General features: G+C 26.1%; 27 protein-coding genes. 2 read left to right on the top strand and 25 right to left on the bottom strand.

What is annotated here, in order from left to right:
• Nucleotides 1-143: 143 nt before the first annotated feature.
• The 21 genes from AB8B22_RS05255 to AB8B22_RS05155 form a co-directional block, all read right to left on the bottom strand.
• Complete coding sequence (locus tag AB8B22_RS05255) at nt 144-869, bottom strand: helicase (RefSeq protein ID WP_369710325.1); 726 nt, start codon at nt 867-869, stop codon at nt 144-146.
• A gap of 105 nt (nt 870-974) precedes the next feature.
• Nucleotides 975-1904: a hypothetical protein gene (locus tag AB8B22_RS05250; RefSeq protein ID WP_369710324.1), complete on the bottom strand. Its 930-nt coding sequence runs from the start codon at nt 1902-1904 to the stop codon at nt 975-977.
• Between the two features lie 26 nt (nt 1905-1930).
• Nucleotides 1931-3595: an AAA family ATPase gene (locus tag AB8B22_RS05245; protein ID WP_369710323.1), complete on the bottom strand. Its 1665-nt coding sequence runs from the start codon at nt 3593-3595 to the stop codon at nt 1931-1933.
• Nucleotides 3596-4078: 483 nt separating this feature from the next.
• Nucleotides 4079-4369, bottom strand: coding sequence for a hypothetical protein (locus AB8B22_RS05240; protein ID WP_369710322.1), 291 nt, complete (start codon nt 4367-4369; stop codon nt 4079-4081).
• Nucleotides 4370-4684: 315 nt separating this feature from the next.
• Nucleotides 4685-4924, bottom strand: coding sequence for a hypothetical protein (locus tag AB8B22_RS05235; RefSeq protein WP_369710321.1), 240 nt, complete (start codon nt 4922-4924; stop codon nt 4685-4687).
• Between the two features lie 54 nt (nt 4925-4978).
• Nucleotides 4979-5278, bottom strand: a complete 300-nt coding sequence (locus AB8B22_RS05230; RefSeq protein ID WP_369710320.1) for a hypothetical protein — start codon at nt 5276-5278, stop codon at nt 4979-4981.
• A gap of 242 nt (nt 5279-5520) precedes the next feature.
• Complete coding sequence (locus tag AB8B22_RS05225; protein WP_060918193.1) at nt 5521-5841, bottom strand: hypothetical protein; 321 nt, start codon at nt 5839-5841, stop codon at nt 5521-5523.
• The gene (locus AB8B22_RS05220) at nt 5819-6409 is read right to left on the bottom strand and encodes a zeta toxin family protein (protein ID WP_060918192.1); all 591 of its coding nucleotides are present in this window, start codon (nt 6407-6409) and stop codon (nt 5819-5821) included. Before AB8B22_RS05220 ends, AB8B22_RS05225 begins: the two co-directional genes overlap by 23 nt.
• Nucleotides 6409-6582 carry a GNAT family acetyltransferase gene (locus tag AB8B22_RS05215; protein WP_146960340.1) on the bottom strand — a complete coding sequence of 58 codons (174 nt, stop codon included), beginning with the start codon at nt 6580-6582 and terminating at the stop codon, nt 6409-6411. The genes AB8B22_RS05220 and AB8B22_RS05215 overlap by 1 nt, the downstream gene beginning before the upstream one ends.
• A 265-nt stretch (nt 6583-6847) precedes the next feature.
• Entirely contained in the window at nt 6848-8275 is a 1428-nt protein-coding gene (locus tag AB8B22_RS05210; RefSeq protein ID WP_369710319.1) for an RNA-guided endonuclease TnpB family protein, read from the bottom strand.
• A 12-nt stretch (nt 8276-8287) separates the two neighbouring features.
• Nucleotides 8288-8689, bottom strand: a complete 402-nt coding sequence (gene tnpA, locus AB8B22_RS05205; protein ID WP_369710318.1) for an IS200/IS605 family transposase — start codon at nt 8687-8689, stop codon at nt 8288-8290.
• Between the two features lie 112 nt (nt 8690-8801).
• Nucleotides 8802-9179 carry a YjdF family protein gene (locus tag AB8B22_RS05200; RefSeq protein WP_369710317.1) on the bottom strand — a complete coding sequence of 126 codons (378 nt, stop codon included), beginning with the start codon at nt 9177-9179 and terminating at the stop codon, nt 8802-8804.
• 301 nt (nt 9180-9480) lie between these two features.
• Nucleotides 9481-10134: a hypothetical protein gene (locus AB8B22_RS05195; protein WP_369710316.1), complete on the bottom strand. Its 654-nt coding sequence runs from the start codon at nt 10132-10134 to the stop codon at nt 9481-9483.
• 101 nt (nt 10135-10235) lie between these two features.
• Nucleotides 10236-10739, bottom strand: coding sequence for a hypothetical protein (locus tag AB8B22_RS05190; RefSeq protein ID WP_369710315.1), 504 nt, complete (start codon nt 10737-10739; stop codon nt 10236-10238).
• Between the two features lie 51 nt (nt 10740-10790).
• The gene (locus AB8B22_RS05185; protein WP_369710314.1) at nt 10791-11465 is read right to left on the bottom strand and encodes an NAD(P)H-dependent oxidoreductase; all 675 of its coding nucleotides are present in this window, start codon (nt 11463-11465) and stop codon (nt 10791-10793) included.
• A gap of 102 nt (nt 11466-11567) precedes the next feature.
• Nucleotides 11568-12242 (bottom strand): NAD(P)H-dependent oxidoreductase, encoded by a 675-nt coding sequence (locus AB8B22_RS05180; RefSeq protein WP_369710313.1) that lies wholly within the window; start codon nt 12240-12242, stop codon nt 11568-11570.
• A gap of 55 nt (nt 12243-12297) precedes the next feature.
• On the bottom strand, nt 12298-12828 hold the full coding sequence (locus AB8B22_RS05175; protein WP_006804263.1) for an immunity protein YezG family protein: 531 nt from the start codon (nt 12826-12828) through the stop codon (nt 12298-12300).
• Nucleotides 12829-13027: 199 nt separating this feature from the next.
• A complete protein-coding gene (locus AB8B22_RS05170) occupies nt 13028-13951 on the bottom strand; it encodes a deoxyribonuclease IV (protein WP_369710312.1) in 924 nt (307 codons plus the stop codon).
• Nucleotides 13952-13974: 23 nt separating this feature from the next.
• A complete protein-coding gene (locus tag AB8B22_RS05165; RefSeq protein ID WP_369710311.1) occupies nt 13975-14295 on the bottom strand; it encodes a TfoX/Sxy family protein in 321 nt (106 codons plus the stop codon).
• Nucleotides 14296-14302: 7 nt separating this feature from the next.
• Nucleotides 14303-14569: a hypothetical protein gene (locus tag AB8B22_RS05160; protein WP_369710310.1), complete on the bottom strand. Its 267-nt coding sequence runs from the start codon at nt 14567-14569 to the stop codon at nt 14303-14305.
• 230 nt (nt 14570-14799) lie between these two features.
• Nucleotides 14800-15444, bottom strand: coding sequence for a hypothetical protein (locus AB8B22_RS05155; RefSeq protein WP_369710309.1), 645 nt, complete (start codon nt 15442-15444; stop codon nt 14800-14802).
• Nucleotides 15445-15718: 274 nt separating this feature from the next.
• Between AB8B22_RS05155 and AB8B22_RS05150 the strand changes: the two genes are divergently transcribed.
• Nucleotides 15719-17071, top strand: coding sequence for an MATE family efflux transporter (locus tag AB8B22_RS05150; protein WP_369710308.1), 1353 nt, complete (start codon nt 15719-15721; stop codon nt 17069-17071).
• A 509-nt stretch (nt 17072-17580) separates the two neighbouring features.
• Here AB8B22_RS05150 and AB8B22_RS05145 read toward each other — a convergent pair.
• From AB8B22_RS05145 to AB8B22_RS05130, 4 genes are all read right to left on the bottom strand, one after another.
• Entirely contained in the window at nt 17581-18234 is a 654-nt protein-coding gene (locus tag AB8B22_RS05145) for a hypothetical protein (RefSeq protein ID WP_369710307.1), read from the bottom strand.
• 14 nt (nt 18235-18248) lie between these two features.
• A complete protein-coding gene (locus AB8B22_RS05140) occupies nt 18249-19697 on the bottom strand; it encodes a hypothetical protein (RefSeq protein ID WP_369710306.1) in 1449 nt (482 codons plus the stop codon).
• On the bottom strand, nt 19685-20032 hold the full coding sequence (locus tag AB8B22_RS05135) for a hypothetical protein (RefSeq protein ID WP_369710305.1): 348 nt from the start codon (nt 20030-20032) through the stop codon (nt 19685-19687). The genes AB8B22_RS05140 and AB8B22_RS05135 overlap by 13 nt, the downstream gene beginning before the upstream one ends.
• 328 nt (nt 20033-20360) lie before the next feature.
• The gene (locus AB8B22_RS05130) at nt 20361-20552 is read right to left on the bottom strand and encodes a hypothetical protein (RefSeq protein WP_369710304.1); all 192 of its coding nucleotides are present in this window, start codon (nt 20550-20552) and stop codon (nt 20361-20363) included.
• Nucleotides 20553-20818: 266 nt separating this feature from the next.
• On the opposite strand from AB8B22_RS05130, the gene AB8B22_RS05125 reads away from it, so the two are divergent.
• Complete coding sequence (locus AB8B22_RS05125; RefSeq protein ID WP_369710303.1) at nt 20819-21163, top strand: YciI family protein; 345 nt, start codon at nt 20819-20821, stop codon at nt 21161-21163.
• Nucleotides 21164-21203 lie beyond the last annotated feature (40 nt).

Raw genomic sequence — 21203 nt, 5'->3', positions numbered from 1 at the left:
TTAAATATTTCTATAACTATATTTTAACAGAAAGATTTCTTTTTAACCGTACAAAAACCTCCAAATATTATATAGTTATTTTACCATATATTAGAGGTTTACACAAAAATTTTTACACACCCCACTCCAATTCTGATATTAAGTTAATTTAGTCCTAATAACGGCTTAAATGTGTTGTTCATTTCTACAAATTCTTCATAGGTAATATCTGCCTTGTCATTAAAGATAATGTATATACCCTTTTCAAGTAACAGAACTTCATTCGCTTTCCCTTTGAGTCTTTCTAGAATCTCTTTCTTAGGTATTTTTATTAGCTTAGTGTAACTCTCTTCATTGAAATACATCACTGGGGATAGTGTAAATAATACATCTTCCAGCATTCCTATGTTACAATTTTTCTCCTTCAGTTTTAAAAATTCAGGATTTATACTTTCTCCATAAGTTCTTGTTTCCGGAGTTCTTCCTTCCTCATAAGCACCATTATAAGCTACATATAAATCAGCAACATAAGGATCAAAAACATTTATCACCTTTGGAAGATCATCATATATTATTTTCTTATAGTCTATCAGCTTATATGTTATTTTAAAATCATACTCCAGAGAATCCCATCTTCCTTTCTCTGAACTTTCATCTCTCCATATATAATCTCCTGATATCGAAACTCCTTTTGTTTTAGAATTTTTTGTACGATAATAGGCTCTTATTTCTACACCAAAATCTGGCACTTCTGGAATCTCACTATCTTTCAATCCTAAAGGTGCTTCCAGTTCTGACAGTCCTTTCATAACTTTCTTATGTCTTTTTTTTATTGATTCATTTACATCTACTTTTCTGTATAGACGAATTGCTCTTTCTACTTTTTTCATTTCTTTATTTCCTTTCGTAGAATTTATAAAATTAGGATAATGGGATGTTATTTTGATTTATATTTTAGATTTTGAATTTGCACAAAATTCTGGACACTCTCTCTTCTAAAAATTTTCTTTAAAGTTTTCAAACATTTCTTGAACTTCATTATCATTATAAATATCTTTATAGGCAACAACAATAATTTCAAGTTCTTTTAAAAAATTTTCTTTAGAAATTATCTCGACATTCATTTCGTCTCTAGAGTTTCTGAATCTTTCTTCTTTTAAATCATTAATATTTTTATATTTCAATAATGCAACATCACTTTTTTCAAGTTTTTCTTTGTATTGAAACCCTACTACACCTCTACCATCATGATATTCTAATTCAATATTTTCATATTCTATTTCAATTTTATTTTTCAAAATATTTATAATAAATTTTTCTAAGTTCGTTTTAGGCAATATATACTTTTTTTCTTTTTTATTCAAAATTTCTTTTAATTTTCCTTCTTTTAATAAAAACGAATAAAATTTTTTTAATATATTGATATCCCAATAATTGATATATTTCCTATTAAAGTTTATGAAATTATAATTATAAATATTTTCTTTTTTGTTATATTCAATCAGAAAATTTCTTAATTTATCTCTATTAAAAAAATCATTTAAATCAAATTTTATCTTATATTTTTTCAAATTATCTGTATATTGTGTATAATTATACAATTCTTGTTCAATAAAAAGCATAAAATCACTATAATCTGCCATATTTTTTAGATAATATAAATAAAAACTATAAAATAACTCCTCATACGAATAATATACTCTGATTTCCTTAGCTTCATTTAGTTCTGCTATGTACAAAGAACTTTCATTACTAATATAATAACCATAATTTTCAATAATACTTGTTTTAACTTCTCCACTTTTATAAATTTCAGAAATTAAAAAAGCAAAATTTCCTATTTCATTTACTAAATTATTAAAAAAATCATATTTATTCATTTTTAAATTTTCAAAATAATTATCTTTTATTTTTTTTAAGCTCACTTTATTTCCCACCTTTACTTAAACCTCTATTTAAAAACAACCTTCACTTCTTTCCCATAAAATGCAACCCCAATCTTCAAAATATTCTTTATCCCTCTTGCCTTAAGCTTCGTATCATATTTCTTCTCATCAATCTGCTTTAACGCCTTCTGCGCTTTCTCTTCCATCCCCTTTTTCGTCTTCGATATTTTAAATTCCATAAGATACGCCTTCTCATTGCTTTTTATCGGAATCATCGCAAGGTCATATCTCCCATATCCACTCTCATCATTTGAAATAATTTCATATTTCCCCATCAAAAATCCAACAAGCCCTATCATAAACACCTGATAAATCTTCTCCATTTCCTTGTCCAAGTCAAAATGACTTAACATATTTATCATTATTTCTCCCAATGTCTTCTCAAATTTCTTAATATCTCCATTTTCAAGTGCTTTTATCAAAGTATTAGTTTTCATTTCTGTTCCAAAAAATCTGTTCAAGAACATATTCCCAAAATATTTCCGTATTTCCTTATTTGGAATTCTCAAGTTATAAACATCTGTATATTCTGAAGTTACATCTATTTCCTTCTGCTTTTCATCTTTTGTTAAGTACCCACTATATAAGAGTAATTGCCATATTTCATCATCGTTATTTAAAAGGCTTTTTATCGTAGTTCCATCCGAAATATATTTTTCAATGCTTTCTCCATCAGTAAACCGTTTTAAGTCATCATAAACACTTTCCCCAGCATGATCAAGCATATTCTCTAAAAGCGTATTCCCCGAAACATTTGCCCAATATGCTTTAATTTCTTTTTCTCTCACATAATTTACAATAGACCAAGGATTATACACTTTACTTTCTCCAAAAATATACCCATTATACCATTCTCTAACCTCTTCAATTTTATATTTCATATCAAAATACTCAAGCATTTCAATCACTTCGCTCTCAAGAAGTCCAAAATATTCTGAATAATCCTTACTTAAAATCGTATTTACATAAAGATTATTTAAACCAGAGAATATCCCTTCTTTTATGATTCTAGTTATTCCTGTCAAAACACCATATTTCAAGGAATTATTAGTCTTTAATGCTGAGCTGTAAAATGTTTGAAAAAAATTTATTGCTTCATTGTAGTATCCTTTATCAAAAGCATTTATTATTGGAGCATCATATTCATCTATTAAAATTATTACACTTTTTCCATAATATTCATAAAGATAATTTGATAATAATTTTAAAGAAGTTCCATAATTTCCTTTTTCCTCTTCATAAAATATTTTATCAAATTTTATCTTATCCCGTTCATCCATTTTTTCTCTCATATCTTTAAATTCAGCATATAAATCAGAAATAAGAGACTTTAAATCATTAAAGGTTTCTTCCCAGCTATTTCCTTTCAAATCTTTCATTGAAATGAAAATTACAGGATATTTCCCTTGTTGACTCATATATTCACTATTATATATTTTCAAATTTTCAAAAAGCTTTTTATTTTCTTCTTTATCTTTTACATCAAAAAAATATCTTAACATCGACATATTCAATGTTTTTCCAAATCTACGTGGTCTTGTAAATAATGTAACTTTTGATTTATTCATTAACATTTCGTCTATTAATAAAGTTTTATCTGCATAATAATATTCATCTTGTATCAACTCTTTAAAATCTTCAATCCCCACAGGAACAGCTTTTTTTCTCATAAAATCACTCCCTCTTTTATTTTCTTTGAATTTCAATATATTAATTATACCATAACTTGATATTTAAAATAAAGTCGTTTGAACTCACTGTGACGCTTTCTTTTTAAATTTGAGGATTTGAAATATTTTGAGAATTAATTTGGGAGTATGGACTGGAGAGTATTGATGGAAATCTAAAAGAGACTGCCTCGACTTCGATTCTGAATTTGTACAAAAATTTTTACACACTCTACCATATATTATATTTTGTGTTTATACAAAATTCTGGACACTCTTATCAATATTGTTTCATCTTTTTTTACTTATAAAATTTATTGGGTGAAAAGTTGTTTTAAATATCCAAATTATATGTGATACAAAAAAATAATCCCTGTCTTTTTAACTTAATTACTTCATTATTTTTAACAATTACATTTAAGCAACACATTGTAATCATTATTCCTAATAATAATTTTTTTATTTCACTTTTTTATCTAAAACTTTTTACCAATCTTTCATCAACTCTAAAAAGAAATTTTTAGAATAATCTCTCATATCATTAAAACTTATAACGGCAAAAGTATTATCATCAATTTTTTTTATAATTTGATTCAATTTAATTTTCTTACTATTACTATTGTCTTCAAATTTGTTAAAGTATGTATTTTTATTTATTTTAACTAAATTTTCTTTTTTTGCAAATTCTTCAAAATTTTCATTATAAATATGAATTGGTAGTAAAATGGATTTTCCTAGATAATATCCAGATAATTCAAATGATTTTTTTTTATTCAATGTTTCATTAAGAAGACTATTATCACTATTCTTTAACCATAATCCTTTAGGTATAGAAATTTGTACATTACTATTTCCAATCTCTATCTTTTTTTATTTTCAGTAAGAAGCAAGGTATTTAATCTCTTATTATCACCATAATAATAAGGACTTTCAGATTTAGGAGGAGGCAATAACCCTTCCCCCATCATTGTAGCTATTGTAAAACAAGAATTTAAACAGAAAATACTTATCAAAATCAATAATATAAACTTCAACTTTTTCATCTTAATTACCTACTCTTTCTCTCAATTTTTTTAACTGTTCATTTATATTTTAAGATTTTTCTCTATTTATTTCAGGTTTTGGCATATTTAAACCTTCATCAGGATTGATATTCCTATATGGATTATTTCTTGGAAAATCTTTGTTCAACTGTTCTGTTAAGGCATTATCCCTTGCATTAAATAAATCCTTATCCATATCTTTTCCATAGTCCGGATTTACTCTTGAAACATTCATATACACATCTTTTACATTTTCCTTTCTTTGTTCAATCAAATTTTCCTGTTTCAAATCTCAATAACAACACTTAAAATTTATTTAACAATTTAATATCTAAATATTTAATTACCAATCTTTCATCAACTCTAAAAAGAAATTTTTAGATTTATCATTCATATCAACAATACTAACAACAGCAAAGACATTATCATCAATTTTTTTTATAATTTGATCTAATTTTCTATTTTTACTATTTTTTTCAAAATTTAAATAGGTATTTTCATTTAGTTTAACTAAATTTTCTGTTTTTAAAAATTCTTCAAAATTTTCATTGAAAATAAATATTGGTAAAAATAGTTCTTTTCCTAAATAATATCCGTGTAATTCGAACGATTTTTTTATATAAATAATTATTAATAAGCCCATCTGATTTTTTTAACTTCAACCCACTTGGTATAGAAATTTGTACATTACTATTTCCAATCTCTATCTTTTTTATTTTCAGTAAGAAGTAAAGTATTTAATTTCTTATTATTACCAAAATAATAAGGACTTTTATATTCAGGAGGAGGCAATAACCCTTCCCCTGCATTGTAGCTATTGTAAAACAAGAATTTAAACAGAAAATACTTATCAAAATCAATAATATAAACTTCAACTTTTTCATCTTAATTACCTACTCTTTCTCTCAATTTTTTTAACTGTTCATTTATATTTTGAGATTTTTCTCTATTTATTTCAGGTTTTGGCATATTTAAACCTTCATCAGGATTGATATTCCTATATGGATTATTTCTTGGAAAATCTTTGTTCAACTGTTCTGTTAAGGCATTATCCCTTGCATTAAATAAATCCTTATCCATATCTTTTCCATAGTCCGGATTTACTCTTGGAACATTCATAAGCATATCCTTTACATTTTCCTTTCTTTGATCAATTAATCTTTTTTGTTCTTTCAAAGCATTTTCATATTTTCTCTCTATTTTCAATCACTTCTATAGCTTCTTTTGACCAATTAAAGTTTTTATCCTTATAAAAAATCTTATTATTCATAACTGAAAAAATATTTTTATATTTTTCAGAATTATCATAAAAATAGATTTCATCAAATTTTAAAATCACTTGTTTTAAATTTTCTAAAGACTCATAATATCTTTTTTCAACTATTTCATCAGCTATATTATGACCACCTTTTTCAACTCTATTTTTTATTCTTTTTTTTGCTATTTCAGGACTATTAACTCCAACATAGAATAATTGTAACTCATAACCTAATTTTTTTGCCTTGTCAATAGTTTTTAAAATAGTTTTCCCAGTTAAAGTTGTTTCCTCATTAAATGATTTTCCATGTTTTAAGCAGTCATTTCTTATATTTATCGCCATTTTTGCTGCTTTTATTTGATCAGAATTATTCTTCCAATCTCCGATTTTTCTAACAATTTCATCTGTATTAATTCTTGTACTGTATTTTATATTATTGTCTAAATTTTCAGAATTATACAGAGTTGATTTTCCTGCTCCATTTACTCCCGCAAAAATATATAAAACTTTTTTCATTAAAACACACCTTTTTTTATCAATTCGTCTTGCTTTGTTTCCAAAATTAAATTAAACAATTTATTATAAAAAATTATATCTTCTTCTTTTTCAGAATTTGACATTAATTCATTAATATCTTTTTGATTTAATTTCAATATAAATTCTTTTAAATTCTCTTTTTTTAAATCCACTTTTTCCTCCCAATATTTTTTTATTATTCTCAATATTTTTGACTAATTAAATAATAATTTTTTATTTTCCTTTATGTTTCTGTTTCTTTTTCTCCTGTTTCACTGAACCTCTCACGACTGAAGTCGCGAGGTTCTTAAGTACTATTTAGTTTCTTTTGAATATCTAGTATTCAAATACTAGCTAATTTCCTTAAGACTTTAATGGACAAACTCTCCGTTGAGAATATTTACGTCCTGTTGGCTCGGTTCAAAACCAGTTTTTATTTTAAAATCCCATACATTTTAATGTTTTTACATTTCCTTTTTTTATTCTTTCAATTTCTTCATTATGCAATTTAACAAAATTTTTAAATTCTTTTTGTGCTTTTTCTATACTTACTTCTTCTAAATTTTCTTTTACATTCTTTATTAAAAATGCAGAATACAAATCTCTTTGTATTTTATTTCCTAATATTTCTACCCATCTTTTTGATAGACTTTTCTTTTCATATTCATTTGTACTATGATTTAGTTGACTAGCTTTTACTTTAAAAGTATCAATTTTTATTATATTTTTTCCAATATATTCTAATTTTCTATTTATTATTTCAATTAATAATGCAGGTGCTCTATTTGATAAAGATTTTCCAAATCTCTTTTTCTTTTTAAATTTTCCAGTTTTTTCAGACATTTCAGTTTTCTTGCTTCTTCTCTGTAAAGCTTTAAAATTCATATTTTCAACTTTTACTATTGTTCCAATTTCTAGTATACTATTCGCTAAAATATTATGAGATTGCTTTCTTTTATCAGCGATTTTTCTTTGTATATTTGCAAGTTTTAATTGAGTTTTTAAATATGATTTACTCTTTTTCCATTTTTCTTTATTTTCTATATTAATAATACCATCAGCATTGTATTTATTAGGATTGTTTGCTCTTCTCTGTCTATCTAGTTTTCTTTGTAGCCTTGTTTTTTCTTTTTCATTTATTTCTATATTTTCAGCTAAAATCTTTAATTCTACTTTATTATCACTAACGATTGCTATTGTTGAAGTTCCTATATCAATTCCAATTTCATTTTCTTCTCCAACTTTATGTTTTTTAGGAGGTGTTCCCTCAAAAGTTATTTGAACGTAGTATTTATTTTTTCCATTTATAACTCTTTTAAGTAACCTGCAATACAATAACTTATCTAAAAAACAGCTTTGCGCATATTTATCATTATTTTTTATTATTACAGGAATCTTTAAGCCTAACCAAGATATGCAACAATCTTCTTTAAAAAATCTAAGTCCTGTAATATTACCTTTTTCTCTAACAGAATAGAAATTTTCATAACTTTTAAAATATACTTTTTTAGCTTTACTATACTTAAATTTTTCATAAGTCGCAAAAGCTCTTTCAGCCAATTCTTGTCCCATTTGAGAACCTATATTCTTTTTAAATTTTTGTGTCATAGGTTTCACATATTTATTTAATTCAAATTTAGATATTAAATATTTTTTATCTAATTCTTTATATCTTTTAGATTGCTCTTTTTTATCTAAATTACTGATTTCTTTATATTCAGAAGAATTTATCATTTTTCTATGTCTTTTAAGAATTTCACTAAGGCAAGAATTATATATCATTCTGGCTATGTTTAGTCTCTTTTCTAAAATATGTTCTTGCCATAGTTCAGTTTTTAAAGCTAATGTCAATACATAATTCGCCATAGTTCCTCCTTCTCATCTTTCTTTTTGAGTTTGGATATATCTTTTTATTTGTTCTTCAGTATTTTCTGAAACAGTTGCAACAAAATAACTAGGGTTCCATAAGTGTCCATTCCATAACTTATTTTTTATCTCGGGATGTTTTAAAAAAAGTTTTCTTGCAGAAATTCCTTTGAATATTTTCAAAATATTAGGTATGAAATGTTGAGGACTACATTCAATTAATATATGAACATGGTCTAAATCTGTTTCCATTTCTACTATTTTTATATTATTTTCATTAGAAATTTCAATTAGTAATTTTTTTAAAGTTTTTTCAATATCATCAATTAATACTTTTCTTCTATATTTTACACACCATACTATATGGTATTGAATTGAATACATATATCCTCTTCCAAAATTAATATTTACCATATTTTATCACCATTTTTATTATACCATATGTATTTAACTATTTCAAATTTTTTCGTCTCCAAAAAATATGCCATTCATCTCATTCCTTGCGTCGGGAGTGTTCTGGCATAATTCATAAAAATTTTCTCTGTTTTTCAAATTCTTTTTCTTGTTTTGTTTTTACTTTTCGTTCCTTTTTATTCTCTTCGTATTGTAATTTTAGAATTTTTTCTGATTTTTTCAAAAATTTTTTACTTTGAAGTTCTTTTTTTATTTCTCGTTGTCTCCGTTTTGGATTTTTTGCTTTCTCCCTAAAATTTGACTTCATTTCATTACTAAATCGAAGATTATAGAACTTTTTTAATATAAAATCATAAATTTCATATTCTTTAGGTTCCGAACCAAAAGTTACTTTACAAACTGATAAATTATCATTTTCAAAATTTTCAAAAATTCCTACCCAAAACGGATTTTCAAAGAAAACTGTCAACTTTCCTGAAATTTTTTTCATAATTTCAGCCTCCTTTAAAAAATTTATAATAAAGAATGGACAACCTAAGGAGGCAGGTTACTTACATTACTGCGTCTGGACTACCAACCAGAACTGTGTTTTTATCTTTATTTATATTTATCGACTTTTTACTTTTTTATCTTGCAACAAGAAGTAAAACTCTTTGCTCAATTATTTCCAAAAGTTCTTAAAGTGGTTTTTTTGCTTTTTTAAACACTCTTCATCCCTATACCCAAAACTTACCACTACAAAAACTCCATATTCCTTTAAATATACACTTTTTTATAAAAATGTTTTCATTTTAAAATTTTGTAGCCCTCTTATATTTAGAAAATCCTTCTCTTAGTGCATCTTTATATTCTTTATCTTCATACTGAATTTCCAAAAGGTGAGAATGGTATGCAGACTGACTAATCTTTTTCTTTTGAACTTTATCATAAAATTCAACAAAAATAACTTTAAATTCCATTCCTTTATTTTTACACCATTCACCAATAGTGTCAATAATATCAGGTCTCTGAAGAGCAACTTCCTTTGCAGTCTGTTCTTTATTTTTTCCATCGGTAATAACTTCTATTATGTAAAATCTGCCATCTTTTGTTGCAGCTGTCAACCCTATTCTCTTAAATTTTTTACGTAATACATCCTTTATTTCCTTTACCTCTTCTTCAGTCAGTTGCTTAGAATCATTAGTTTGGGACTTATTGAATTCTGGTATTTTTAATTCCATTAATTCCTTTTCATATTTTGCTTCTATCTTTTCCAGTTTTTGTAAATATTCTTCCTGTTCTTTTTTACTAAGTTTATCAAAATCAGTTTTTTCCTCTTGATTTTGTTTCACTTGCTCAGCAGCTGTATTTTTTTCAATTTTTTTATTCTTATCTACGCTACTTTTATTTTTATTTCCACATGCAAATGCCATTACTAAAGACATAATTAAAAAAATTTTTTTCATAAAAATCCTCTTTCTGTCAATAAATTAATTTATAATTACGAAATTTCCTATTTTATTTTTTCAAATCAAACACATCTTTTTTTAGAAAAATATTTCCTATTTTAAAATCTTGTGGCTCTTGCATATTTAGAAAAGCCTTCTTGCAATGCTTTTTTATAATCTTTATCTTCATATTCAATTTCTAAAATATGAGAATGATACATTGACTGACTAATTCGTTTATCTTGTTCTTTGTCAAAAAAAGCAACAAAGATAACTTTAAACTTTATTCCTTTACTTTTACACCATTCTCCGATAGTATCAGTAATATCGGGTCTTTCTATTGCTACTTCTTTTGCAGTTTGTTCTTTGTTTTTAGGATTGGTAACGTATTTACTTATAAAAAATCTTCCATCTTTTGTTACAGCTGTTACTCCTAAATTTTTAAAATTTTTTTTAAGCATTTTTTTTATCTCTTTTATATCATTTTTACTTAATTGTTTTGAATCATCATACCCATTAATTTTTAAATTCATTAATTCTTCTTCATATATTTTTTCTATTTTATTCTCACCGCACGACACCGTTAATAATAAAATTAACACAATTAAAAGTCTTCTTTTCATTCAAAGCTCCTTTTTATTTTCTTCATATCGTAATTTTAGAATTTCTATAAATTATTCAATTATTTCCAAAACTTCTGAAAGCGGCTTTCTTATTTTTTTAGGCTGTTCTTCATCCCTGTACCCAAAACTTACCATCACAGAAACTCCGTATTCACTTAAGTCAAGAAGTTCCATATCTGACAAATATTTTTCGACTTTTTCTTTATTAAATCCTTCAATTGCACAGCTGTCAATTCCCAAATAAGCTGCAACAGTCATCATATTTCCAAGTGCAATGTAAGTTTGCTTTGAAGCCCAGTCGAAAAGAGTTCTTTCGTTTTCCAATAATTTCATATTTTTTTCCTGCAACATTGAAAAACTATTTTTCTTAATTTCAAAAACATCATCTGGCAATTTTTTTACATCTTTATAGCTATGTCTGAAAAATTCACTATCCGCAGTAATTCCCTTTTTAGCCAAAATTATCACAATTTCTGTTGCTCTATTCAAGCTATTTATAGCTCCAGTTGAGAACTCCTTAAAATCTTCTCTCATCTTTTCATTTCTTAACAATAAAAATTTCCAAGGTTCAAGTCCAAACGAACTTGGCGACAATCTCGCACTTTCTATAATTGTTTTCAAATCTTCATCAGACACTCTCTTTTTTGTACTAAACTTTTTACATGCATATCTTCTATTAAATACTTCTATAATTTCTTTTCTTTTTAATTCTGTATCTTTTGACATTTTTACCACTTCTTTCTTTTTATATCTAATCGTTAAAATATATCTGAGAATTTCAGATTTACATTATTTTTAATATTTCTTCTCTAAAAAATTTATAAATTATTACTCAACAACCTCATAAACTTCCGAAAGTTTTCTTCTAGTTTTTGGAGTAATCTCTTCGTCTCTATATCCAAAACTTACAAAATATGAAATTCCATATTCCTTCAAATCAAACACACCTTTTTCAGAAAAATACTTTTCAGCTATTTCTTTATTAAATCCTTCAATCGCACAGCTGTCAATCCCAAGAGCCGCAGCCATATTCATCATATTTACCATTGTAATGTAAGTCTGTTTTGAAGCCCAGTCAAATAATGCTCTTTCACTTTCCAGCAACTTAAAATGCTCTTTTTGAAATTTTGTAAAGAATTCTTTTCTGATCTTCAAATTTTCATCAGAAATATTTTTTATTTCCTTCCCAATTCTATCAAAATACTCGCTATCACCAGTAACACCTTTTCTAGCTAGCACCATAACAATATGGCTCGCCCCATTCAAGCTATTAATCGCCCCCCAAGCAAACTCTCTCATGTCATTCAGCATTTCCTCATTTTTCACAAGAATAAATTTCCAAGGCTCAAGCCCAAATGAACTAGGAGAAAGTCTCCCTGCCTCAATAATTGCCATAAAATCTTCGTCTGAAACAACTTTTGCCTTATCATATTTTTTGCACGCATATCTTCTGTTAAATATTTCAAGCATTTCCTTTTTTGTCAATTCTTTATTTTTTGTCATTTTTATCACTTCTTTCTATTATTTTTTGTAGTTTCATCTTGCTTTATTAAATATACTATTTTTTATTCGAAACGCATGTAACTACTCGTTTCTGATATTTTTCAATTTCTTTAAATAACTTTTCCTGATTTTCAGTTTTAGGCATTTCCCCCAAATATTTATACTTAAAAAAATATTCTAGCAATAAATCTGAATCATAAGGGCTACTTAACCAATCCGTATAATCATAATCTGTTTTTATTGTCATTTTTTTATCTACAATTATAGTTATCGCCTTCCAAGTTGTCCGTTTATATTCTAAAAATAACTCTTTCAAGAATATTAATGATTCATACACCTTTCCAAAATATTCATAATATTCTTTTTCGGGTACATTATACATTTTAGGAATCTCTGTACAACACTTATATTCTTTGTTTTCAGTCGTATTAAAGTAAAAATTTACTTTTCCACCAAAATTATCATCCATATCTGCACGAAAGTACATTTTTTCCCATTCATCTGATATTCCATATTCTAGCTGATATGCCATATCTTTTATTATACTATTTAATTTTTTAAAAAAATCTTCTTGTAATTTTTTCAATGTTCCACAAATCTCCTTATTTTTTATCGTATAGTTATTTCCAAAGGTATAAAAATTCTAATAAACAGAGCATTTTTTACATTTAATTTTCTTACTTTATTTTACATTTTCTAGTGAAAGTCTTAATTCCTTGCTGCCGTAAATTCTATTCCTGCTTGATTTTTAAAAATTTTGCCTACACAACTATCTAAAAAAGATTTTACTGATTTTTTATTTTCTCCATCACGTCTTCATCAAACTTCCCATTTCTCAACATCTCAATCTCAAATTTATACGGCGGAACTTTTTTAGCCTTTTTATCATCGCTCAAAGCCACATAAGGTGTTTCCAAAATCTTTGGCAAATGAGAAAATTTTTCAAAATGTGCAATTTTATTTAACACTTCAAAGCCAATGTTTCCAAATCCCAAATTTTCGTGTCTATCTTTATGTGCACCACACACATTTTTACTATCATTCAAGTGAATAACTGAAATTCTGTCAATTCCAACAATTTTGTCAAACTGTTCAATAACTCCTTCAAAATCATTCACAATATCATATCCAGCATCGTGAACATGGCAAGTATCAAAACAAACTGTCAGTTTATCCTTTAATTTTACACCATCAATGATTTTTGCAATTTCTTCAAAACTTCTCCCAATTTCCGTACCTTTTCCAGCCATCGTCTCAAGTGCCACAGTAGTTTTCTGCTCTTTTGTCAAAACTTCATTCAATCCTTCAATAATCTTATTAATCCCAGTCGACGCACCTTCCCCAACATGAGCTCCAGGATGAAGCACTATTCTAGGTGCACCTATTGCATCTGTTCTTTCTATTTCCGTTCTCAAAAATTGCACTGCAATCTCAAATGTTTCAGGCTTTACCGCATTCCCAAGATTAATTATATAAGGAGCATGCACAACAATATCATCAATGTCAATATTATTCTCTTTCATAAGTTTAAGCCCAGCCTCAATATTCAGTTCTTCGATTGGTTTTCTTCGAGTATTTTGCGGAGCTCCAGTATAAATCATAAATGTATTCGATCCATAAGAAACCGCTTCCTTAACCGATCCCAAAAGCATATCTTTCCCACTCATTCCCACATGTGATCCAATTTTAAAAATTTCTTTTTTTGACATTTCTTTTTTACCTTTCTTTATTTCTATTGTTTCTTTTTTCTCTTTAAAACAGGAAGTTCATCATACATCGCTTCAAATAAATTTTTCAAAAACTCTTTATTTTCAACATCATCAACAAGCAACATTTCCTTTGCTCCTTCATAAGGAATTTCATGCAAAGCATTCAGAATAAGCTCTTTTGCCGATTTTACAGCCTTTACAAGAAACCTGTCATCATAAATCCCACCAATAACTTTTTCCCTATAATAAAGAATATATTCTCCCATCATTGCTCTATATCTAATATTTTCCACTTCCGACAACTGTTCCAATACAAAATTTAAATATTCTTTACTTGAAGCCATATTTAATTCATTCCTTGCTTTTTTCTTTATCTTTACAATTTTTAACTATATCAGGAATATCTTTTACTACATCTTCAATTAATTTAGAAAAATCTACTGCATTTTTAGTTGTAATAACAGATCTTCCAGTATCTGCTTCAATCTCTTTTCTAGTATTTCCTGCTATTGTTCCACCTCGTTTTGCAACTTTTTTATTTTCTTCCAAGCCATTTGAATTATGAATATTAGTTAATTCTGCTGTTGCAGCTTCTGCAAGCATATTAAGTACAAGCATCCCTTAAATTCTCTTTTTTTAATCCTTTTAAATCTTTATATTCTCTAGTTGCCAACCCAGACCATGCCTTTGAAATTTCATCTGTAAAAATTGCATATTCTATTCCCTTCTAACTTGAATCGCCTGTAATCTCTGATTTATCCATTCTTTTGAATATCCTTTTTTCAAATATGTTTCCAATGCCCTGTCAATAGTTAGTTCTGGATCTGTATCTATTTAATTCTTATAGATTATCTTCCTAATTCCTTTATTAAGTCTTTTACAATTTCATCATCTGGAACATACTTTGTTATAAATTTAGGCTTTCTTTCCGCCGTTTTAAAAAATCTTTGTAAAACATCTTTTGCAATATTGTCGTATATTTTTATATCCAGTTTCTCCGACAATTCCTTTTGCAATTCAAGATAAGATGGCATATCGTCCCCATAAGTATCTTCAAAATTTTCTCGCCCTTCTGGTTCAGCTTTTTCCACTTTCTTTTCCAGCATTTCAAAATTTTCCAAATATTCCCTATTCGCATAATTCCACCAAAAATTAGCACAATTTAAAAGTAGTTCAAACCATTCCGCCAAATTTTCAGCAATTCTCCCGCATTCAAGCGGAAAATCAAAACAGACATAGCCAATGCTGCCATCTTCCAGCAAAATATAAACTCCAGCTCCACCATCTTCGGTAAAAACTTTTCCATCAATATTAAATTCATAATCTGGATATTCATCCTTTACCAATGTTAAATCTTTAAAGTCCAATGCAAATAATGCTTCTGTTTTTTCTCTCAAATCTTCATTTTCTGAAACCATTTTAAATAATTCAGCTTGAGTATATTTTTTATTTTTTGTTAATTTTTTTGTATTATCAAATGTAAAATTTTTCAATCTCTTCAAATTCCTTTCTTTGTTTCTAACATATAATTAGTTTTTAAAAATTTTTTAAATATTTATATTAATATTATATCAAACGATTTTAAGATATGCAAACATATTTATTTTATTAAAAAAATAATTTTGTTCTGCTATTTTGTAACATAAAAATCATAAAAATAAATATTTGATTTTTTTTCTTTTAAATGTTATCATATAGTTTAGCAACCTGAAAAATATTATTTTAAAAATATAAAAAAATTTATTTTATAGAAAAGGAGAGATTTATATGTTATTTTCAAAGCAATCGGCAGAAGAACGCCGTGAAATGATTTTAAATGGAAATATTTTAACAACACTTTTATTTTTATCCGTCCCAACTCTCATGGTTGGAATAATTCAAGCGTTAATCCCGCTTTCAGACGGACTTTTCTTAAATAATTTAGGTGGTGTACTTGTCGCAAGTTCAGTTTCATTTAGTCAACCAATTTTAAACACAATGATAGCTCTCTCGCAGGGACTTGGTGCCGCTGCAATGGCAATGATTGGAAAACTCTATGGTCGTGGAATTATTCGTGCTGTAAAAGAAACAACTTTACAAATTTTTGTATTTAGCTTTTTTATCGGTTTAGGATTAATCCCAGTCTGCGTAATTTTAGCTTTTTTTATAGCTGAATATACAACTCCAGAGATAAAAAATAATGTATTTATTTATATCTCGCTTTATTCATTGGTCATTCCATTCAATTTTCTAGCTTCGATTTATAATGCGATAAAAAATTCCATTGGACGACCAGAAGTTCCCCTAATAAGAATTTTTATCCTGCTTATTTTAAAAATTATTTTCAATACAGTTTTTTTATATTTTTTTAAATTAAAAATATTTGGAGCGGTAATTGCAACATTTTGCTCATATGTTGTCGTAACAATTTGGATGTATCATGATTTGTTTATAAAAAAAGATGATATGCGTCTAGAAATAAAAAAATATAAATTTATTCCTCCTATCGTGAAAAAATTACTCCGAATAGGTTTTCCATCAATGATAAGTTATATGTTAATTCAATTAGGCTTTTTCTTAATAAATACAGAAGTGGAAAAATATGGTGCAATATCCTTAAATGCTCAAGGAATTGCATCAAATATAAATTCAATTTGTTTCATTTTACCAGCTTCCATTGGAATAACCGTTACAAGCATGGTAAGTATGAACATGGGAATCGGAAATATTAAAAAGTCTAAAAAGATTTTTTACTGCGGAATAGCAACAAGCATAGTTATAGCAATTTTAATAATTGCTTTAATTCTTCCTTTAGATGAAGTATTAACTTTATCTTTTACAAGGGAAAAAGCTGTTTTGGAAATTGCGAACAAAGCTTTAAATATTTATACTTATTCCGTGATAAGTTTCGGAATTTTCTGCGTTTGTCAAGGAGTTTTCATTGCTCTTGGTCGAACAAAGGTTCCAATGTTTATGTCTGTATTAAGAATTTGGTTCTTTAGATATTTATTCATTCTTTTTACAAAGTCATTTTTAGGAGTTTACTCTGTTTTTTGGGGAAATTTATTTTCAAATATGTGTGCTGGAATTTTATTTTTTATTTTAGTTTTAAAAATAAATTGGTCAAATAAAAATGTTTAGATTAAATTTATAAAATGTTTATTTGCTTCTAAATTTACTATAGAAATAAAAAAAATCAAAGATATATATGAGGAAACCATATTTAAAATAGTAAAAAAGAATATTAAATATAAATAGCAAAAGAACACATAGAAAAAATCCTACGATAAAAAAAGACATAACAGAAATGTATGATAACGGAAGAATACAATTTTGAATGGCTATGCTGCTCTACTTTGAAACGATAGTAAAAATAAGTTAGAAGCGTCAAATTATCTTATAGTTTTAAATTTTAAAAGAGACATTAGTCTCTTTTTTTATTATCGACTATTGACTATTTGGATTATATGAACAAAATATTTAATATTTTTTTATAACAAATAACGTCCGATAATATTTTTTGAATAGAGATGTTTTATTATTAAAACTAAAAAATTTGAATAAATAAAAAAAAAACTCTAATAACTATTTATAGTCTAATTTTTACTATAAATAATTACTGGAGTTTAAAAATTACTTTATTTTAATCTTTAATTATTAGATTCTTTTTTCATAAAATTTGAAGTCACTATTTCATATACATAAAATAAAATGCACATAATTCCTACTATCACTCTTAAAATTGCTGTGATATTTGTATCAAAATCCAACCAAATCATTACTGAATTTGCAAAAGTTAATATTGAAATTGCTATTAAAAAAAAATTTTTTGTATTACACATGCAAAAGATTAAAGAAATTGAAAAAAATATATACGCTACTCTTATTAATCCTATCCGCATTGCCAACTCTTGTGAGGAAGTTACCAAATCATTGAAATATGGCGAACTTTCCAAAAAAACTCTTGAAATATCTACAGACATTGAAATTGCAATAAAAATTAAAAATGTGATATTAAAACTTAAATTTTCTTTATTTCCTTTTTTGTAAACAAAAAAAATTGTCCAAAAAAGAAAAATCCAAAAAAGAAAACTTGTAGAAACCAAATGACTGGTTATATAATGAATTCTATTATTGGAAAATTCTTTAAAAATAGTGCTATAAAAATCTAAATTTAAAGTTATAAAACGAAAAGATATAAGTATTCCCACTAAATTTCTAAATAAATTTACAAATTTTCTTATTTCTGACGAATTTTTGTTAAATTTTTTTATTATTTTTTCTTCTATTTTTTTAGTTTTCATAAAATTCTCCCAAACTAACTTTCATTTTCAATAAATCTTTTTACCCATTCAACATAAGTTGAATCTGTAATATTTAACGCTTCTAAATTGGCTAAAAAATTCTCTTCATCATCAAAAATATTAAAAATAATCGGTGCTAAAACTTTTAATGTCTGAGTTTCAAATATTCCTTCAATATTCATACTGTAAATCAAAGGTTTTTGTTCTTTTAATAATTGACTGTTTGTTCTTTTAACTTCATACAGCAAAGCTAGTAAATTTATTTTTTTCAAGTCATTTTTTCTATCTTCCAAAACTACATCAATCTGGTCTGAAAGAAGTTTCTTATATCGCCAGGAATGATGTTTCTTGTATTCTTTCGGCTCCAATAAAAATTTTAATTTCTGAGAAAATAAAACTAAATTCCCCATATCTTTCTCATATTTTATCGCAATATTTCTATCAAAAAAATTATTTATTTTTTTCAGCAAATCATTTTGTACCTGAAAAAGATTTTGTTCATCATATGCTCTACTTACAAGCATTAATTTTTGCTCATTAAAAACATCATACAGATAAATTTCTATTTCATATCTTTCAACATTTTTAGTTTTTAAAATATTTCCCGACAAGATATAATTTAAATTTGTATTTGATTCCCTTATTTTTTTCATATAATCAACACTATATTTTGATTTTGGAACAAATAAATTTTCACCTCGATAAACAATTGCTACCTGATAATTTAGATTTGTTTTATAGTGCAAATTTTCATTTAAATAAAGTGGCAAAGAAATCGCCAAGTTCTCTGCAACTTCAGATTTTTCTCCAATCGAAGTCAATGGTAAAATCAAAATATTAGGTTTCACTCTTTTAGTTTGATTTAACAAAAATTCTGGTTTATTAAACTCATAGTACCAAATTGGTTTATTTGTTGAAAAAAATTTATTTTTTGGAAGCAACTTATTTTTTTCATTTTTATTTCTACTCTCTGTCTTTTTTATTTTCAACTTTAAAAATTTTTCTTCCAATTTCATAAATTTCCTATAATATTCAATCCAAGGATATTTTGACACAAACTTACAAAGTTCCAGTCCTTCGTTATATTTTCTTTTTGAATAATAGTATTCCAATACATTTAAAGTCGTCTGAACTCCGTGTTTTTCAGGAGTATAATATGGCAAGACATATTTCTCAAATTCCTCATACATCTGATTTAAAATATAGATACTCGAAGTAAGACTCATTACTTCAGAATTATAACTAGATTCTTTTAATGCCGACATCAAATAAAAATTGCCCATTTCCCTATTTCCGTGCTTAAAAAAAACTACAGCTTCCATGACTTTTGCACGCCAATTTCCCTTTATTGAAGATAATTTTTCCAATTTACTTTCATATTCCAAATTGCTTCTCTTTTTCACAATATCAAAATATCTTTTAAATGCTACTGAGGAATTTGGATTTTTTTCTAATGCATCCAAATACTTTTTTCAGCTTCTGAATACTTTTCTTCCATTTCCAACGCTTCTGCATAAGAAATACAAAGTGACTCCGTCATATTTTCGCTGTTTAAATTTCTCTCATAAAGCTCTATTGCTTGTTCTGGAGTACCTGTCTTAATATAAAACGTTCCCAGCAAATTTAATTTTCTCTCAAAATTATGGTCTTTGGCATAGAACCTGAAAACAGCTTCTTTGACTTCGTTGTATAAATTTTTTGAGAAAGCATCTATAATTACTGGATGTAAATTTTCTACATTATTCCAGTTCTTCTTTATTGCAGGCTCTAATTTTTTTGTATCCATTCTTTTTTTCATTTTTATTTCTTTTCCAAAATTGTCATAACAGGAAACTTCTTCTAATTCACTAGCATCTTTGACTATTTTGAATTCATCAACAAATTTTTTTTATTAGTTTCGGTTTCTTTTTTTTCTCTTCGGAATTATGTTTTTTTCCTCAGGTTTATTAAAAAAATCAAAAATTCCCATACATTTTTTCCTCCTAACTTCGAACTTCTAAAATTTTACAATTGACAATTATTTATAGTCAACTATTATAATAGGTGGTTTAAAATTTCCATTTATTTTATTAAAAAATTTAAGCAAATTTACTTTTATTTTGTTTTCCAAATGAACACTTAGCACTTCATATAACAGTATACCATAAAAAGAAATCTTTTGCTATCATATGTTTGAAAATTTTGAATAACAATTTTTTTAATCTTCTGACCTTCAATTCCAATAATTTCTTTCTTGAAAATAATCTAAGGCTCAAATTCAGCGTTCCTGCTTTGGAAATAGCCATCTTCAGCATACCCATTATCAATTTTATATCCACAAATTTTTTTTATTCACTTTTTAAAAATTTTATATTTATACTGCTTTCCAAAAGATAATTTTGTATCACAAGTTTCTCTTTCATCTTCGTAATAATAGACGAAATTATATTAAGAAAAAATTTAAGAAGCCGAAAAGAACTAATAGGATAAAATTTAGTTTAAATATATTTGATTTCATTCATATATATATGAAATAATAAATTTTATAACATCTTTATAATTAATTAAAAAACTTTATTTTTTATCTTTTATTAATTTAAAATTTATGCTAAAATATACAAAAAAGAAAGGAATCTTATTAAAAATAAGTATGTTTGCGATTATTTCAACTTACAAAAAGAATCTAGACGAAGTTGACAAAAAAAGAGAGGAACACTTGGCATATGTTAAAAATTTTATTCTTTCTGGAAAATTTTTAGTTGTAGGAAGAAAAAATCCTATTGACGGAGCTGTTATTATTGCTCATAATGTTACAAAAAAAGAATTGGAAGAAATTTTTGAGAACGATCCATATTATATGAATGGCTTGGCAGAATATGCGATAACTGAATTTAATCCAGCGTCTTTTGCAAATGGACTAAAAGATATTTTGGAAAAATTAAAAAAATAAAAATTTTAAAAAAAAACATATAAAATTTTATTAGTTAAAC

The sequence above is a fragment of the Leptotrichia rugosa genome, from assembly GCF_041200005.1.
GTDB lineage: Bacteria > Fusobacteriota > Fusobacteriia > Fusobacteriales > Leptotrichiaceae > Leptotrichia > Leptotrichia rugosa.
This window is presented reverse-complemented; position numbering and strand designations above follow the sequence as displayed.